This is a genomic window from Parendozoicomonas verongulae (assembly GCF_009711465.1).
Classification (GTDB): Bacteria; Pseudomonadota; Gammaproteobacteria; order Pseudomonadales; family Endozoicomonadaceae; genus Sansalvadorimonas; species Sansalvadorimonas verongulae.
Genome location: NZ_SMME01000800.1, coordinates 1 through 16,766, shown reverse-complemented (window position 1 = coordinate 16,766; position 16,766 = coordinate 1). Strand labels below are relative to the sequence as shown.

The 16,766-nt window shown below is 51.8% G+C and carries 18 protein-coding genes; all 18 read right to left on the bottom strand.

What is annotated here, in order from left to right:
• Positions 1-203 precede the first annotated feature (203 nt).
• The 18 genes from der to iscR all read right to left on the bottom strand — a co-directional run bounded on the left by der (position 204) and on the right by iscR (position 16,511).
• Complete coding sequence (gene der, locus E1189_RS08255; RefSeq protein WP_155159557.1) at positions 204-1,694, bottom strand: ribosome biogenesis GTPase Der; 1,491 nt, start codon at positions 1,692-1,694, stop codon at positions 204-206.
• A 144-nt stretch (positions 1,695-1,838) separates the two neighbouring features.
• Positions 1,839-3,008 (bottom strand): outer membrane protein assembly factor BamB, encoded by a 1,170-nt coding sequence (gene bamB, locus E1189_RS08250; protein WP_155159556.1) that lies wholly within the window; start codon positions 3,006-3,008, stop codon positions 1,839-1,841.
• A 6-nt stretch (positions 3,009-3,014) separates the two neighbouring features.
• Positions 3,015-3,701, bottom strand: a complete 687-nt coding sequence (locus tag E1189_RS08245) for a YfgM family protein (RefSeq protein WP_155159555.1) — start codon at positions 3,699-3,701, stop codon at positions 3,015-3,017.
• An 80-nt stretch (positions 3,702-3,781) separates the two neighbouring features.
• Positions 3,782-5,056 carry a histidine--tRNA ligase gene (gene hisS / locus E1189_RS08240; protein WP_155159554.1) on the bottom strand — a complete coding sequence of 425 codons (1,275 nt, stop codon included), beginning with the start codon at positions 5,054-5,056 and terminating at the stop codon, positions 3,782-3,784.
• Positions 5,057-5,122: 66 nt separating this feature from the next.
• Positions 5,123-6,034 carry a helix-turn-helix domain-containing protein gene (locus tag E1189_RS08235; protein ID WP_155159553.1) on the bottom strand — a complete coding sequence of 304 codons (912 nt, stop codon included), beginning with the start codon at positions 6,032-6,034 and terminating at the stop codon, positions 5,123-5,125.
• A complete protein-coding gene (gene pilW, locus E1189_RS08230) occupies positions 6,027-6,809 on the bottom strand; it encodes a type IV pilus biogenesis/stability protein PilW (protein WP_155159552.1) in 783 nt (260 codons plus the stop codon). The genes E1189_RS08235 and pilW overlap by 8 nt, the downstream gene beginning before the upstream one ends.
• A 7-nt stretch (positions 6,810-6,816) precedes the next feature.
• Positions 6,817-7,965, bottom strand: a complete 1,149-nt coding sequence (rlmN, locus tag E1189_RS08225) for a dual-specificity RNA methyltransferase RlmN (RefSeq protein ID WP_230460261.1) — start codon at positions 7,963-7,965, stop codon at positions 6,817-6,819.
• Between the two features lie 56 nt (positions 7,966-8,021).
• Positions 8,022-8,453, bottom strand: a complete 432-nt coding sequence (gene ndk / locus E1189_RS08220) for a nucleoside-diphosphate kinase (RefSeq protein WP_155159550.1) — start codon at positions 8,451-8,453, stop codon at positions 8,022-8,024.
• Between the two features lie 129 nt (positions 8,454-8,582).
• Positions 8,583-9,026 (bottom strand): xanthine phosphoribosyltransferase, encoded by a 444-nt coding sequence (gpt, locus tag E1189_RS08215; protein WP_155159549.1) that lies wholly within the window; start codon positions 9,024-9,026, stop codon positions 8,583-8,585.
• A gap of 127 nt (positions 9,027-9,153) precedes the next feature.
• The gene (locus E1189_RS08210; RefSeq protein WP_155159548.1) at positions 9,154-10,455 is read right to left on the bottom strand and encodes an inosine/guanosine kinase; all 1,302 of its coding nucleotides are present in this window, start codon (positions 10,453-10,455) and stop codon (positions 9,154-9,156) included.
• Positions 10,456-10,635: 180 nt separating this feature from the next.
• Positions 10,636-10,830, bottom strand: a complete 195-nt coding sequence (gene iscX, locus E1189_RS08205) for a Fe-S cluster assembly protein IscX (RefSeq protein WP_155159547.1) — start codon at positions 10,828-10,830, stop codon at positions 10,636-10,638.
• Positions 10,830-11,177, bottom strand: coding sequence for an ISC system 2Fe-2S type ferredoxin (fdx, locus tag E1189_RS08200; protein WP_155159546.1), 348 nt, complete (start codon positions 11,175-11,177; stop codon positions 10,830-10,832). Before fdx ends, iscX begins: the two co-directional genes overlap by 1 nt.
• A gap of 14 nt (positions 11,178-11,191) precedes the next feature.
• Positions 11,192-13,081 (bottom strand): Fe-S protein assembly chaperone HscA, encoded by a 1,890-nt coding sequence (gene hscA, locus E1189_RS08195; RefSeq protein WP_155159545.1) that lies wholly within the window; start codon positions 13,079-13,081, stop codon positions 11,192-11,194.
• 147 nt (positions 13,082-13,228) lie between these two features.
• A complete protein-coding gene (gene hscB / locus E1189_RS08190; RefSeq protein ID WP_196221321.1) occupies positions 13,229-13,792 on the bottom strand; it encodes a Fe-S protein assembly co-chaperone HscB in 564 nt (187 codons plus the stop codon).
• Positions 13,785-14,108, bottom strand: coding sequence for an iron-sulfur cluster assembly protein IscA (gene iscA / locus E1189_RS08185; protein ID WP_155159543.1), 324 nt, complete (start codon positions 14,106-14,108; stop codon positions 13,785-13,787). Before iscA ends, hscB begins: the two co-directional genes overlap by 8 nt.
• Before the next feature lie 80 nt (positions 14,109-14,188).
• Positions 14,189-14,581, bottom strand: a complete 393-nt coding sequence (iscU, locus tag E1189_RS08180) for a Fe-S cluster assembly scaffold IscU (RefSeq protein WP_155159542.1) — start codon at positions 14,579-14,581, stop codon at positions 14,189-14,191.
• A gap of 102 nt (positions 14,582-14,683) precedes the next feature.
• Positions 14,684-15,898: an IscS subfamily cysteine desulfurase gene (locus E1189_RS08175; protein ID WP_155159541.1), complete on the bottom strand. Its 1,215-nt coding sequence runs from the start codon at positions 15,896-15,898 to the stop codon at positions 14,684-14,686.
• Between the two features lie 112 nt (positions 15,899-16,010).
• A complete protein-coding gene (iscR, locus tag E1189_RS08170; protein ID WP_155159540.1) occupies positions 16,011-16,511 on the bottom strand; it encodes a Fe-S cluster assembly transcriptional regulator IscR in 501 nt (166 codons plus the stop codon).
• Positions 16,512-16,766: the final 255 nt, after the last annotated feature.

Here is a 16,766-nt window from a genome sequence, read left to right as displayed (position 1 = left end):
CAGGAATTTATCAATGGGCTGAAACTGGATACTGGCAGTATCAAAGCACCCTAAGCACAGACAATAAAGAACTGTCTGAAAATAACTTCCCTATTTCGATACTCTCGAAACCGTCATTCCCACGAAGGTGGGAATCCATCACGGATAGAGGATCCCCGCATACGCGGGGACGACGCGAAAGCAATGGTCCGGGTACTTATTACTTAAATTGTCCGCGCCTTGTTCTTCAGTTTGTTTTTGTTAGGGCCAGCCTGTTTCACCTTCTTCTTGGGGTTCTTAGCCTCAAACTTGTCACCGCGGCGTTGCATCTTCTGGTCACGGCGATCCATCTGACGGCGCTTGGCGTTCTGCACCTTGGCAGGTTTCTGCTTGTCAGCAAATGGATTTTCGCTGCCTTTGAACTCAATTTTCAGAGGCGTGCCCATCAGTTTCAGTACAGTGCGGAAGGTATTTTCCAGATAGCGGGTATACGACGCAGGAACAGAATCAACCTGATTGCCGTGAACCACCAGCACAGGTGGGTTGTTACCCCCCATGTGGCAGTAACGCAGCTTGATACGGTGGCCACGCACCATAGGAGGCTGATGGCTCTGTACCGCATCTTCCAGAATACGAGTGAGCTGGTTGGAGCTCCAGCGGCCCATTGCAGAGTCATAAGCCTCTTCCACTGACTCATACAGGTGGCCTACACCAGTACCGTGCATAGCGGAAATAAAGTGAATATTGGCAAAGTTTACAAAGTTCAGGCGACGCTCCAGCTCACGCTTCACCGCTTCCCGATCGTCGTTGGTCATGCCATCCCACTTATTCACGGCAATCACCAGTGAACGACCACTGTCCAGCACAAAGCCCAGCATGTGCAGGTCCTGTTCCACAATGCCTTCACGGGCATCAAGAACCAGAATCACAACATTGGAATCTTCCATAGCCTTCAGGGTTTTGATAACGGAGAACTTCTCTACCGTTTCATGAACCTTGCCACGACGGCGCACACCTGCAGTATCAATGAGGGTGTAATGTTTTTCAAAACGCTCGTAGGGGATGTAGATACTATCACGGGTGGTTCCGGCCTGATCGAAAACCACAACGCGGTCTTCACCCAGCATGCGGTTAACCAGCGTGGATTTACCCACATTCGGACGGCCAACGATAGCCATCTTGATACCAGCTTCTTCTGGCTCCTGATCGAACTCTTCCTCAACTTCGGGAAACTCTTCCATCACCAGATCAACAAGCTGGCGCACACCTTTACTGTGAGCGGCGGCGATAGGCAGAGGATTGCCCATACCCATGCTGTAGAACTCTGCAGCAGCCGTATCGGCATCAACAGCATCCGTCTTATTGAGTACCAGCCAGGCCTTTTTATGGGTACGGCGCAGATGCTCGGCAATCATTTCATCAGCGGCGGTCATACCGGCACGGGCATCCACCAGAAACAGAACCATATCCGCTTCTTCAATCGCAGTCAGGGACTGCTCCGCCATATGACTATCAATACCCTCTTCATCACCGCTGATACCACCGGTATCAATAACAATGTATTCACGCTCACCCAAGCGACCTTCGCCGTATTTTCGGTCACGGGTCAGGCCGGAGTAGTCAGCCACCAGAGCATCCCGACTCCGGGTCAGCTGATTAAAAAGGGTGGATTTGCCAACATTGGGCCGCCCTACCAGAGCGATAACGGGAAGCATTCTATATCTATCCAAAAATATTCATGGGAGCATCCAGACCTGTCAGGACTGCACCTGAAGAAATCTGAGCGTTCCCACATTAAAAACAACAAACGGCCACCTTGCGGCAGCCGTCCGTGACTATGGGTTTTTACTGACTCTCAATCAGTCAATTTTCAATGCAGCCAGATCACCGCCATTGGTGTAGACGTAGATCACGCCATCAACAACCAGTGGACGGGAGCGAATACCAGAAGAGTCCACTTTGGTGCGTCCTACAATCCGGCCATCCACCTGGGAAATCACATGGAGGTAACCTTCAAAGTCACCTGCCACAACATAGCTGCCAACAGCGCTCGGACCGGAGAGACTGCGGTTCGCAAAATCTTTCTGGCTCCAGACAATAGCACCTGTACGCTGATCAACCGCAGAAACCGTGCTGCCCGCATCACTCAGGTAGATGTTGCCAAACCCTTCCGTCATGCTTTCGTAGCTGGAGGCTTCACGGGTCCAGAGTATGCGGCCGCCGTCACGGTCGAGGCTCACAACGTTGCCTTGGAAACTCACCAGGTACAGGCGATCACCACTCATCAGAGGTGCAGAGTCAACGTCGACCATGCGTTCCAGCTCGGAGCTGCCACGGGGTACTGCGACCTTGGCATCCCACAGCGGAATTCCGGTATCCAGGCGGTAGGCTCTGGCTTCACCGTTGGCAAAACCGGCATACACAACACCACCGGAGAGAGTGGGTGTCGAGGTACCACGGAGAGTCAGAACGGGCTGTATCACTTCCTGCAGCCACAGGCGCTTACCGTCTTTGGCATCCAGCGCAATCAGCTTGGCGTCAATGGCCTGAGCAACTACCACACCGTTCTGAATCTGTGGTGCGGAGAGCACCTCACTGGTTACTGGCGCTCTCCAGGCTTCGGTACCATCAGTTTCGTTCAGAGCAATCACATGACCGTCACGGGTACCGACCAGAACCAGTCCTTCGCCTGCACCAACACCGCCGGTAATGCGGGTTTCAAGGTTAACTGACCACGCTTCTCTACCTGTCGCTTTATCCAGCGCAGAGACCTTGCCGGATACGCCAGCGGCATAAATCCTGTCACCATCAACAACGGGCATCAGGTGCAGCCAGGAGTCTTCCTGCCCACTGCCAACCCCCTTACTCCAGACGGTTGTCAGTTTCACTTCCTGGTTAAAGTCAGGAAGAGGGTTTGGTTTGACGGCTTCCTCACCGGTGCTGCTACAGCCAGCAAGCCCCAGCAGAGCCATGCCGATGACAGCCGATACGAGAGATCTTGTGTTCCGGGCAACAGGGTTAAGTCGCATGAGTCGTTATTTTCCCTTGGCTTTGGTCAGGTCATCCAGTTTGAGTGAGACCAGAGGGCGGCTCTCACCAGCTTCTGTCGCAATATCAACAGAACGCTGATAAGCATCGCGGGCGTCATCATGGCGACCCAGCGCCAACAGTACATCACCCCTCACATTTTCATAGGATGCTTTGAAAGCGCCGTACTGGTCAATCTGATTCAGCAATTCCAGTGCTTCTTCGGCATTGGCCTTGATGTCGCTACCGGGCAGAGCCAGCAGCACACGGGCCAGACGCAGACGTGCAATGATGTCGATATTGTGATCAGGTTTTTGTAACAGAACCCACTCCAGCTCATCACGAGCCACATCCAGCTTATTCGCCTCAACAGCCTTGCCAGCCTTCAGCAGAGCAGACATCTGCATGTACACGGTGTCTTTATAGTCAGCCTTGAGAGTTTCCATCAGGTTGTCAAAAGACGCCTGTTGCTCGGCAGTCAAAGGACGACCTGCATTTTGCAGCGTCAGATCCAGCATATCCTGATAAAGGCCTGAAGACAGCTGTGCCTGTTCAACTTGATGATTTTTCCAGGCTTTCCAGCCGTAAACACCGCCCAGGGACAATACAACCCCCAAAAGGATGGCAGAACCATAATCCTTCCAGAATTGCTTGAGGGCCGCGACCTGTTCCTCTTCGGTACGCAAACTATCCACTCTATACTCCCGAGTTCTTTCTATGTGTCAGTGCCCAAACGCAGGCTCGGGCATTTATCCGTTTCAACAGTTGTCAGGATTTAGCCCGAAATCTCCCCACGGGCAACCAGTTCTTCCAATGTGCAGGTAATTTGAGGTTTATCATCCCGCAGGAATTTGACCGTTACCGTGCCATTTTGTTTCTCATCTTCGCCGATCACCAGTGCGATATCAGCGCCGGACTTATCCGCCCGCTTCATCTGACTCTTTACACTACCTCCGCCACAGCTGACCTGCAGACGCAGATTCGGGCTGGCCTGACGCAGTTTCTCGGCGAATACCATACCGTAAGTGCCCACATCACCAAAGGTCACCAGAGCAGCATCAACGGTTTTGTTTACATCTTCCGGTACCAGATTGCAGGTTTCCAGAAGCAGGATCAGGCGCTCCATACCCATGGCAAAGCCACAGGCCTTGGTAGGCTTCCCGCCCAGCTGTTCAACCAGACCATCGTAGCGGCCACCGCCACATACGGTGCCCTGGGAGCCCAGAGCGGAAGTGATCCATTCAAACACGGTTCGGTTGTAGTAATCCAGCCCTCGAACAAGGCGCTGGTTTACAACGTACTTCACGCCTGCGTCATCAAGAATGGCGCACAAACGGGCAAAGTGCTCCCGAGAGTCGTCATCCATGTAGTCGTGCAGTTTAGGCGCTTCTCCCAGAATGGACTGAGTACCTTTGTCTTTGCTGTCCAGAACACGCAGAGGATTCACGTACATGCGGCGCTTGCTGTCTTCATCAAGAGCGTCTTTGTGCTGCTCAAGATAGGCGATCAGCGCTTCTCGGTAGTTCTTGCGGGATTCCAGATCTGCAAGAGTATTCAGCTCCAGCGTCACATGTTCATCCAGACCGAGACGCTTCCACAGATTCCAGGTCATCAGAATCAGCTCAGCATCAATGTCCGGGCCATCCATACCGAAGGTTTCCACACTCACTTGATGGAACTGACGGTAACGACCCTTCTGCGGGCGCTCGTAGCGGAACATGGGGCCAGACGTCCACAGACGCTGCTGCTGATTGTGGAACAGGCCATTCTGGATACCGGCACGCACGCAGCAGGCTGTGGCTTCAGGGCGCAGGGTCAGGCTGTCGCCGCCGCGATCCTCAAAGGTATACATCTCTTTTTCCACAACATCGGTGTTCTCACCAATGCCACGGGCAAAAAGGTTGGTGAACTCAACAATGGGCACCCGCATTTCACGGTAGCCATATTGAGCCAGGATATGGCGAACATTGTCCTCCAGCCAGCTCCATACGGGAGATTGCTCGGGGAGAATGTCATTCATGCCGCGAATGGCTTGCAGCTGTTTCGCCAATGTACTGTCCTTACTTGTCACTCAAAAAACTATGTAGAGTCTGTCGCTCAAAAGCTGTTATGTTGGTTAGCCCAGCGTCAGACGACCTATACCACGGCTGGAAGCCGGAATCTCCTGCGTTACCGGTTTGCCGTTAAAGACAATCTCAGTAACAGCGTCGACGTTACCAAACTTGATACTCAAAGGGCCATCACCGGTCAAGGTTAGCTCACTGTTGGCCGGTTTCAGGTCTGCAAAGAGCACTTTGCCTTCTGCATCCTGAACTTCAACCCAGCATTTATCACGGAAACGCACCACCAGAACGTCCTGCACAGGTGCTGTGACAGCGGAAACCGGCTTGGCAGTTTCCACGGAAGAAGCCACAACAGCAACTGCCACTTCAGGTTCAGCCACAGGTTTCACCTGTTCAACGGGCTGATTAGCGGGCTCGGCAACCAGTGCTGAAACCTCTGCCGCTGATTCAGTAGCCTCAGCTAACTTTTCTGAAGTGTTTTTTTCTGTCAGGTCTGAGGTGGATACCGGTACGGCAACATTGACAGGAGCCGGCGTATCGGAAACCGCTTGATTGTTCCACCAGTACACGCTGCCTGCAACAAAGGCAGCCAACAATACCAGTGACACCGTTGCCAGCCATTTGCCACCAGGAACCCCGTGATGATCAAGGGACTTTTCCCGCAGCAAGCGAGCAACCTGCTCATCCGCCTGCACAGTTTCGCCATACAGTGCCAGAATGTGGTTTTCATCCAGCTCTACCAAACGGGCATAGCTGCGCAGGTAACCCCGCACAAACGCCGTACCTGGCAGTTGATCGTATTCGCAGTTTTCCAGCGCCTGAAGGTAAGGCGGGGAGATTTTCAAACGGGCGGATACGTCTTCCAGACTCAGCCCTTTATTCATTCTGGCCTCTGCCAGAGCTTGACCGGCCCTTAGAAACTTGTCCTCAGGGCCTTCTGATATCTGTGTATTTTCTTCAGCCATTCCGCAATGAAGCCTGATAATTGCGATATTCCTGCGAACCGGGGTAGTAACGAGTCAGCTGGTCGACATACTCATCCAGCCTGTCCTTATCCTTAAACACCCGGGCCAACTTAATTCCCAGCCATAAACTGCGCGCCCCGGGACGGCCAGTGCTCAAACGCAGGTAATTGTTATAGAAACGTTCGGACTCAACATAATTGCCATCGTTGTAAAGGAGCTCAGCCATTTCGAGGCTGGCTCGCAGGAGATTCCGGTCAAGACGCAAGGCTCGTTCAAACTGCTGCCTTGCTTGTGCCAAATCATTCATTTGTAACGCAACAAAGCCGAGGTTCTCAAAAGCCCGGCTTCGCTGCTGATAATAAACGTCTTCTGTCACTCGCAGAAACTGCTCGCGAGCTTTGGTGTACTTGCCCTGTTCATAGAGCAGAACACCATAGTTGTTGCGCACATCAGATGCCGAGGAATCAATACTCAAAGAACGGGCAAAGTTATCTTCTGCCAGGTCATATTCGCCCTGACTTTGGTAAACAACCCCCAGCATGCCGTAGGCGCGAGCCGAGCGGCGGTTTACCTTCAAAATTTCATTGAGGCGCCCTATGGCTCGGCCAGGATAGCCCTCCTGGAGAAAACCAAAAGCAATATCCAGATTTTTCTGCTCAAAAGTCGCAGGATCGCGGGCTGGTCTTTCAGGGGGCAGTGTGCTTACACACCCTGACAGAGCCAGGCTCGCGACAAGAGCCAGAGTTTTTAACGAGGAACGTACGGGTCTATCCATGCTATTTTCAGGAAGCTCTGTCTATGACTCTCACAGCTTCCGGTTGCTGGGCGGCTTCCTGGCGCATTGCCTCATAACGGGCGCTACGGCGGGTCTTGTCCATAACAGATCCAACCAACTGTCCACAGGCTGCATCAATGTCGTCGCCACGGGTCTTACGCACCGTGGTATTGAAGCCGGCATCCATCAATGCAACCTGGAAACGTCGAATCGCATTATTGCTGGGACGCTCATATCCCGAATGAGGGAATGGATTGAAGGGTATCAGGTTAATCTTGCAGGGTACATCCTTGAGCAGCCTGATCAGCTGAGTCGCATGTTCTGGCTGATCGTTCACAGCGGCCATAAGTGTGTATTCAATAGTCACAACCCGCGAATTATCGGGGAGACTGGTCATATATTCATCTATGGCAGCCAGCAGCTCTTTCAGGTTGTACTTTTTGTTGATGGGCACAAGTACGTTGCGCAGCTCATCGTTAGGAGCGTGCAGGGAGACAGCCAGAGACACATCGGTACGGCCAATCATCTTGCGCAGGTTTGGAACAACGCCGGAGGTACTCAGTGTTACGCGGCGCTTGGACAGACCGTAACCAAAGTCGTCCATTATCAGTTCCATGGAATCAATCACGTTTTCGAAGTTGAGCAGGGGTTCACCCATACCCATCATCACAACGTTAGTGACGGAACGTTCTTCACTGTTCGTTGAAAAACCAAAAGATTTCACCGCCAACCATACCTGACCGATGATTTCCGCAACTGTCAGATCAGAGTTAAAACCCTGCTTGCCAGTGGAGCAAAAGCTGCAGTCCAGCGCACAGCCCGCCTGGGAAGAAACGCACAAAGTGCCACGATTGCCGTCAGGAATGTAAACCGTTTCCACACAGCTGCCGCTGGCTACACGCACCACCCACTTACGGGTACCGTCAGCGGACACGTCGTAAGATACAACTTCCGGAGCACGGACTTCAGCCACCTCTTTCAGCCTGGCGCGCAGGGCCTTGCTGACGTTGGTCATAGCATCGAAATCATCAACGCCGAAGTGATGGATCCACTTCATAACCTGCTGGGCACGGAAAGGCTTCTCGCCAATATCCTTGAAGAAGGAGGCAAGCTTGTCCTTGGTCAGCCCCAGTAGATTAACTTTTTCCAAACTCATAGATCTCATCACCTCGGTGTCAAACCGCACCGACTACTCGCACTTTTATTAGCGAATCAGCGAGTGCGGGGACAGATTTCGCTGCCCTCGAAGAAGTAAGCCACTTCCCGGGCTGCAGATTCAGGAGCATCGGAGCCGTGAACTGCGTTTTCATCAATTGTTTCAGCAAAGTCGGCACGGATAGTACCTGCCGCTGCTTCTTTGGGATTTGTCGCCCCCATCAGTTCACGATGCAGGGCAACAGCATTTTCGCCTTCCAGAACGGACACAACCACAGGGCCCGATGTCATAAACGCAACAAGATCCTTAAAGAAAGGACGCTCCTTGTGCTCGGCATAGAAGCCTTCAGCCTTCTCCTGAGAGAGGTGCAGCATCTTGCCTGCAACAATCTTCAGCCCAGCCTTTTCAAAACGGCTGTAAATTTGACCAACAACATTCTTGGCAACTGCGTCCGGCTTAATAATGGACAGTGTGCGTTCTAAGGCCATTTTCCTTCTCCCAATGTTTGCTTTGTTACAGCCTGAGGCTGATTTTTTATTCGGAGCGATTTTAACCGAAGCCCTAAATATTAGCGAGCAAACACAAGGGGAAATACGTAACCCTTTTCAATCAAGGTATTACTCTTCCCAAGGGAAAAAGACCCAACAACTCTGTTCAACAGTTTTCAGGTAGCTGTCGGCCATATCAACACCAGCAGGCTTGGCGTAGACAGTTGCAACGTGTGCCTGTGGTAGCAGTTCTTTCACCAGCTTGATGGTTTTGCCGGTATCAACCAGATCATCAACAACCAGCCAGCCATCACCGCCATCTTCCAGAGAAATACTCTTCAGCAGTTGCAGCTCGCCCTGGTCCTGGTGGTCGTAGCTGGCAATACATACGGTATCTACATGAGTGATATCCAGCTCACGGGACAGTACTGTTGCCGGACCAAGGCCGCCGCGAGTGATAGCCAGCATGCCCTTCCATTCCCGGTCTTTCAGCTTTTCAGCCAGCTCACGGGTATCACGATGAAAATCTTCCCATGAGATGTGCAGTTCCTGATGGTATGCGCCTTCAGCCATGGCGAGTTCCTGATTTTTTTGATCTAAATATGAAAAAACCCTGCCGCGCGCGGCAGGGTGGAAAAATTTGCGACATTCTAGAAAGTGAACAGCCTCAGCTCTATGCGCACTTTCCGTTAGCTGTTGCCTACCGACTCCAGTAAGCCTCTTCCAGACTGTCTTCTCGCTCAGGCAGGCCCCGAGAAAGACGAGGTGAACTCTGGGCAAGCACCTGATAGCTCACACGGTTCGCGTACTTGCAGACCTGCGCGAAGGAGGAATACGTCAGATAAGAGCGCGTATGCTTTCCGGAAGTGGGCAGCACCTTAGCATGAAAGGCGTTCGCAGCCATATCATGAATCACAGCAGCCAGTGCCCCATCCCCTGCACCGTTAGTGTTACGGATGCGCTTGGGGCCGCCCATGTACGGATCAATCTGGGCATACACTTTCACTGGCTGCTGGCAGTCTTTTCGCAGCATGGGACGACTGAATTCGTAACGGTTAAAATCACTGATAGAGCCGGATCGAATCGGATTAGACGTCTGGCGCAGTACATCATGGTCAGCGTAACCGCTAAGGTATAAACCTTCAGGCCCTGCCGTTAATAGCACCATATCCGCGAATTCCAGCAGTGCTTTATTGGCCAGCAACGGATCACTTTGACCCGTTAGTGCTTCAGCCTCTTCTTCATTCATGGCAATCACATTCACATACTCTTTGATGAATGCCTGCAACTCCTGTTTGCGCGCTTCCACCAAAAGGTGGGAGCCAAGAGTCAGAACAACAGGAACACCATTCTCTTTAGCGATGCGTGCTGCCTTGATAGTCGCCTCGTAAATCGGCAATTCAGGGTTGCCCAGCGTATAGGCGCACAGCAGCAATGCAGAACCTGCGGCAACCTTATCCTCTGGAATAAAGTCTGCACTCAGCTGATTCATAGCCCCTGAGCTAATACCAAATGTACGCTCGCCATCTGGCGTAATCATGGCAAACGCACGACCAATCGCTCCGGCAACCGGCTGGAGATAAGTGAGGTCAACTTTGCTGCTGGTGTTACACAGGTAGCGGTAAGCAGAGGTGCCGATGACGATATTTTCGCTCATCACGCCAAACTGCACAGACTTATCGTCTGCCAGCGTGGAATAGTTATGCAGAGTATTACCGATAGTACCGCCAGCAAACTCCTCTTCAATGAGATCATTCTTCAGCAGATAACTATAAAGCTTTTGCGCGGTTTCATCGTCAGCCATCAGCTGTGAAGCTCCCTTTTTCAGTCCGAAGTTATTTAGGACGCTGTCGTCTACCCGGGCTGTCACATCAACGATATTCTGGTCGATGCCTGTCACGTAGGTATTGACGTGACCAAACGCCACACTCTCGCGATCAAAGCGATTGTCTGCATTCACAGGAAAATAGTGTTTAATTTTCCGTTGGCCGGGAAACTTCATGAACCACCTGCCGCACAGGGCTAGTACTTGGTGTAACGAATCCAGCCAGCCTCTGATGGAAAACTGACCAGTTTAAGAAGGGCGCAGATTGTACGCCTGAAGAACGCTTTACGCTATAACGAAAAAACCGGACATACAGTCCGGCTTTTCTGGTGTTCTAAACAGTCTGATTCAACAGAATCAGTCTACTTCTTCTATCCAGGCTGCCTGAATCGCTTCAAGAACCTTTTCACCGCAATGATCAGGATCATCATCAAACCCATCCAGCTTCAGTACCCATGTGCGCAAATCCATAAAATTTACGTAACGTGGATCAACATCCGGCTTTCCGTCTGCCAGCTCTATGGCGATATCCTGAATATCAGACCATTTCATCAGTGCTTCTCCGACACTTGGTTAATGGTATAACGGGGGATTTCAACAACCAGCTCTTCATTTGCCACCATGCACTGGCAACCTAGGCGAGATTCCGGCTCCAACCCCCAGGCCTTATCGAGCAAATCATCTTCCAGTTCGTCAGACTCTTCCATAGAGTCAAAGCCTTCACGAATAATTACGTGGCAGGTTGTGCAGGCACAGGATTTTTCACAGGCGTGTTCAATCTCAATGCCTTCAGCCAGCGCTGCATCCAGTACAGATGTACCAGGTTCAACCTCTACTACTGCACCTTCTGGGCAGATTTCATCGTGGGGAAGAAAGACAACCCGGGTTTTCTCAGACATGTCAGCTCCTCGGCTTATCGTTCTGACTCTTTGCCTTGATGGCTATCAGGTTCAAAATATTCCACGGCCTGCCCGGACAAGGCGGCACGAATACCTTCATTCATACGACGCGCGGCAAACACTTCAGAGGCCTTGGCCACCTCTTCCGTCACCTTGGTCACAAAGGACGGATCAGTACTCTTGGTCGCTTCCGCCAAGCGGCGTGCCTCGTTTGCCAGATGCTCCTGCTCATCTTTACTCAGAAGAACATCACCATCTTTGCGCAATGCACTTTCGAGTGCTTCAAAGATACGCTCAGCCTCAACGCGCGCTTCCAGTAACTTACGGGCCTCTCGATCTTCGGCTGCATGGGTATAAGAGGACTGAAGCATATCAGTGATCTGTACCTCAGACAGGCCATAGGATGGTTTAATCTCAACGCTGGCTGCTACGCCGGTGGACTGTTCACGGGCACTCACACTCAGCAAACCATCTGCATCCACCTGGAAAGTCACTCGAATACGAGCCATACCCGCAGGCATCGGCGGAATACCATTGAGTACAAAGCGTGCCAGAGAACGATTGGCATCAATCACTTCGCGCTCCCCCTGGAGCACGTGAATAGCCATGGCTGCCTGACCATCTTTGAAGGTAGTGAATTCTTGAGCACGCGCCACAGGAATAGTGGTATTACGATGAATCACCTTCTCCATCAGTCCTCCCATGGTCTCCAGACCAAGGGAGAGTGGAATCACATCCAGAAGCAGCAAGTCATCAGAAGATGCATTACCTGCCAGCACATCGGCCTGCAGCGCAGCACCGACAGCAACAACACGGTCAGGGTCGATACCGGTCAGAGGTTGCCTGCCGATCATTTCTGCTACACGCTCACGCACACGGGGAACGCGAGTGGAGCCGCCCACCATCACCACTTCCTGCACGTCAGCGGCCTTCAGTTTGGCATCACGAAGCGATTTCTTCACACTCTTGAGAGTGCGATCAATCAGTGGATCAACCAGTGCATCGAAAGTTGTACGATCCAATACACCGTCAAAGTTCTCAAAACGTACTTCCACAGCATCAGAGTCAGTCAGAGCCTCTTTAGCCGCACAGGCAGCATTGAGAAGTTTGCGCTGTTGCTCCGGCGTCAGGGAAGACATGTCCAGCTCTGCCTGTTTCAGAATCCAGCCTGCCACAACCTGATCAAAGTCATCGCCACCCAGTGCGGTGTTGCCGCCGGTTGCCAAAACTTCGAACACACCACGGTGCAAACGCAGAATGGAGATATCAAAGGTGCCCCCACCCAGGTCGTAAACTGCAATAGTGCCCTCACCGCCTTGATCCAGACCATAAGCCACTGCTGCAGCCGTTGGCTCGTTCAACAGGCGCAGCACTTCCAGACCGGCCAGACGGGCCGCATCTTTAGTGGCCTGACGCTGAGCATCATCAAAGTAAGCGGGAACCGTGATCACAGCTCCAAGAAGATCGCCACCCAGGGTTTCTTCTGCACGGCGTCGCAGGGTTTTCAGAATGTCCGCAGACACCTCAACCGGGCTTTTCTCACCCTGAGCGGTTTCAATAAACGGCATACCCTGATCGGTGCGGGTAAAGCGATAGGGCAGTACATCACCCAGTGTCTGAATATCTTCCACGCCACGCCCCATAAAGCGTTTGACGGAGATAATAGTATTCAGAGGGTCTTCGGCAGCCAGTCGACGGGCTTCGCGGCCTGTCATGGTGCATTTGTTGCCGTAATGCACAACAGATGGCAGGATATGCTCACCGCCTGCATCTGGAAGGGTTTCGGCGGTTCCGCTGCGAACAGAGGCAACCAGTGAGTTGGTGGTTCCAAGATCAATACCAACAGCCAGTTTGCGCTGATGGGGATCAGGGCTCTGCCCCGGCTCGGATATCTGCAGTAACATGGTTTGTCCTAAACAGCCTGCATCATTCAGATTGCGCGCATTCTATCAGCCGCTGGGAGAGATGCATCAACGACTCACTGATGCTGGGATAAAAAACAATAAAAAGTGCCCAGTCGTATGTGTTTTTTATACGACTGGGCACTTGAATTAGTCGTCAAAAAGCTGTTCTTCAAGCTCTTCAGCTTCAATAATTAACTTTTCAACAAAATGCATTTTTCGGGCAAAGTCTGCAGCAGTTTTGAAGCCGCTTTCCGTTTGCTGCTGCCAGGCGGCGACAAATTCACTCTGCAGAGAGGCCATCAATGCTTCTGCCTTATCAACAACCTCATCAAGAGCTGCTTCAGGGTCGTTGCTGTCACGCACATCACCAAGATCTTCCCGCAGAGACATCTGCTCCATCAGGAATCCAGCATCCATCACTGTATTGGTTTCGATATTAACCGGATGACCAGAGTACTCCAGCAGGTAGAGTGCACGCTTGAGGGGGGAGCGCAGGGTATCGTAGGCTTCATTCACGAAGGCAGCATACTGCACCGCCAAGCGCTGACCTCGCTCTCCCATACCCGCAAAGCGGTCTGGGTGAACAATGCGCTGCAGATCGAGGTAACGACCTTGAATGGCGTTTGTTTCGATAGCGTAGCCAGCTTCCACACCAAACAGCTCAAAGTAGCTGGCCCGCAGGTCAATACCTAAAGAAAGCTCCTCAGACATTGAAACTTTCGCCGCAGCCACATTCACTGGAAATATTTGGATTATTGAACTTGAAGCCTTCATTAAGGCCTTCTTTTACAAAATCCAGTTCGGTGCCATCGAGGTACACAAGGCTTTTGGGGTCAACAAAAACTGTTTCACCATGAAACTCAAAGGCCTGATCTTCCGGGTTCGCTTCATCTACGAATTCCAGAACATAAGCCATACCGGAACAACCACTGGTTTTCACACCCAGGCGAATACCCAGACCTTTTCCTCGTCCATTCAGCTGACGGCGAATATGGCCTGCAGCTGCTTCAGTCATTGTTACTGCCATGAATAATCCTGATGACAAATTAGACAGGCGTCGTCCAACACAAAAGCACCTGTCGTTTATAAATTATATTGACTGCCCTATCAGGCAGCGCTGCCGTCCTGCTTGGTGCGATAGTCTTCAATTGCCGCTTTAATGGCATCTTCTGCCAGAACGGAGCAATGAATCTTCACTGGAGGCAGAGCCAGTTCTTCAGCAATTTGCGTGTTACGAATTTCCGCAGCCTCATCGAGGGTACGGCCTTTCATCCACTCAGTTGCCAGAGAGCTGGAAGCGATCGCAGAACCACAGCCATAGGTTTTAAACTTGGCATCTTCGATCACACCTTCTTCGTCCACCTTGATCTGCAGACGCATAACGTCACCACAGGCAGGTGCGCCCACCATGCCGGTGCCAACAGCTGGATCCTTATCATCCATCTTGCCGACGTTGCGTGGATTCTCGTAGTGGTCGATTACTTTTTCACTGTAAGCCATGACTCTTTCCTCCTGCCGACGCCTCTATACGACGCAAGGCATTCTATTCAGCGGCGATTCTGCCCGACAATGCTGTACTCGGGCAGAGGTAGCGTTGTTTGTTTAGTGGGCAACCCACTCAACCTGGTTCAGATCCACTCCATCTTTGTACATATCCCAAAGAGGAGACAGTTCACGCAGTTTCTCAACCGCTGCTTTCACCTGCCCGGCAGCATGATCCACTTCCTCTTCTGTCGTGAAGCGACCAAAGCTGAAACGCAGGGAGCTGTGTGCCAGCTCATCGTTCAGACCCAGGGCACGCAAAACGTAAGATGGCTCCAGACTGGCAGATGTACAGGCAGAACCTGAAGATACGGCAATATCTCGCAGGGACATAATAAGGGACTCACCTTCCACAAAGGCAAAGCTCACGTTCAGCACGCTTGGTACGCGCTGGGTTTCGGAACCGTTCATGTGAACTTCTTCCATACCCTCAAAGTGAGCCATAAAGCGCTTTTTCAGAGCCTGTGCATGATCGACATTGGCTTCACGCTCAGCCTTGATAAGGGCGCAGGCTTCACCCATGCCAACAATCTGGTGTGTGGCCAGAGTACCGGAACGCATGCCGCGCTCATGACCACCACCATGCATTTGGGATTCCAGACGAATACGTGGCTTGCGTCGTACGTACAGGGCACCAATACCTTTAGGACCGTAGATTTTGTGGCCAGAGAAGGACATCAGATCTACTTTCATATCCTGCATATCGATAGGAAGACGCGCCAGACTTTGAGCGGCATCAACATGGAAGATAATCTTGCGAGGTCGGGTAATTTCACCGATGGCTGCAATATCAGTCACAGTGCCGATCTCGTTATTCACGTGCATCAGTGATACAAGGATGGTGTCTTCGCGGATCGCACTTTCAACCAGTTCTGGTGTAATAATGCCGTCAGCGCCTGGCTCCAGGTAGGTCACTTCGTAGCCTTCACGTTCCAGCTGACGACAGGTGTCGAGTACCGCTTTATGTTCCAGCTTGGAAGTAATAATGTGTTTGCCGTTCTTCTTATAAAAGTGGGCAACCCCTTTAATGGCAAGGTTGTCAGACTCGGTGGCACCGGACGTCCAGACAATCTCGCGGGAATCTGCGTTGATCAGTTCAGCAACTTGCAGGCGGGCATTTTCAACGGCCTCTTCTGCTTTCCAACCGAACACATGGGAGCGCGATGCAGGATTACCAAAGTTACCTTCGGTAGTCAGACACTGCACCATTTTGTCTGCCACTCGTGGATCAACCGGCGCTGTCGCGGCGTAATCGAGATAAATCGGCAGTTTCATGTTCTACTTTCTCCCAAGAATTTTTAGCCCGTTGTTTCATTCGGGTAACATAGGGGCTAGTTTTGCAAAGCTGTTTTCAGACACGCTATCAAGGTTTTCTATCGGCACCGGCTCAGAGGGAATCGATGACGATTCGACGCCCCTTATCCTCAGCCTCAGCCAAACGGGACGCCTTCTGTTCACGATCCTGACGTTCGGCTACAGAGCGAATTTCTTTCCGTTTCACCAGATCTGCAAGGGTGATCCCGCTCAGAAACTCATGGATCTGCTGACTGAGATCGCACCACAGATGATGGGTCAAACACACATCTCCCTGCTGGCAGCCTTCTGTTCCATTGCAACGGGTGGCGTCAACTGACTCATCCACCGCATCAATCACTTCTGCAACGCCAACATGTTCACCGGCGCTGCCGAGACAATAACCGCCACCGGGGCCGCGCACGCTGGTTACGAGTTTTTTACGGCGAAGCTTGGCAAACAGCTGCTCAAGGTAGGACAGGGAAATCCCCTGACGCTCAGAGATGTCAGCCAGCGCTACTGGCCCATCACTGGAGTGCAGTACCAGATCCAGCATCGCGGTGACCGCATAACGGCCCTTGGTAGTCAGACGCATACCGCTCAACCTACTCGGAAGCGCTTACTCAGCACGAAGAAAAGAAACCCAAAAACCCTTTCAGGACATTCTTCACATCAGAATGCGGCATTTGAGCATGTGGCGCGGATTATCTAATACCCCACTATTTTAGTCAACTATTGGAATCAGTTGCAGGAATAGCGGCTCTAAGGCGTATATAGGGCTATAAGACATAACAAACAAGTATGAAATAGCCGAAGATTACTAGGGCCTGTTGAGGTTTTAGACAGGACT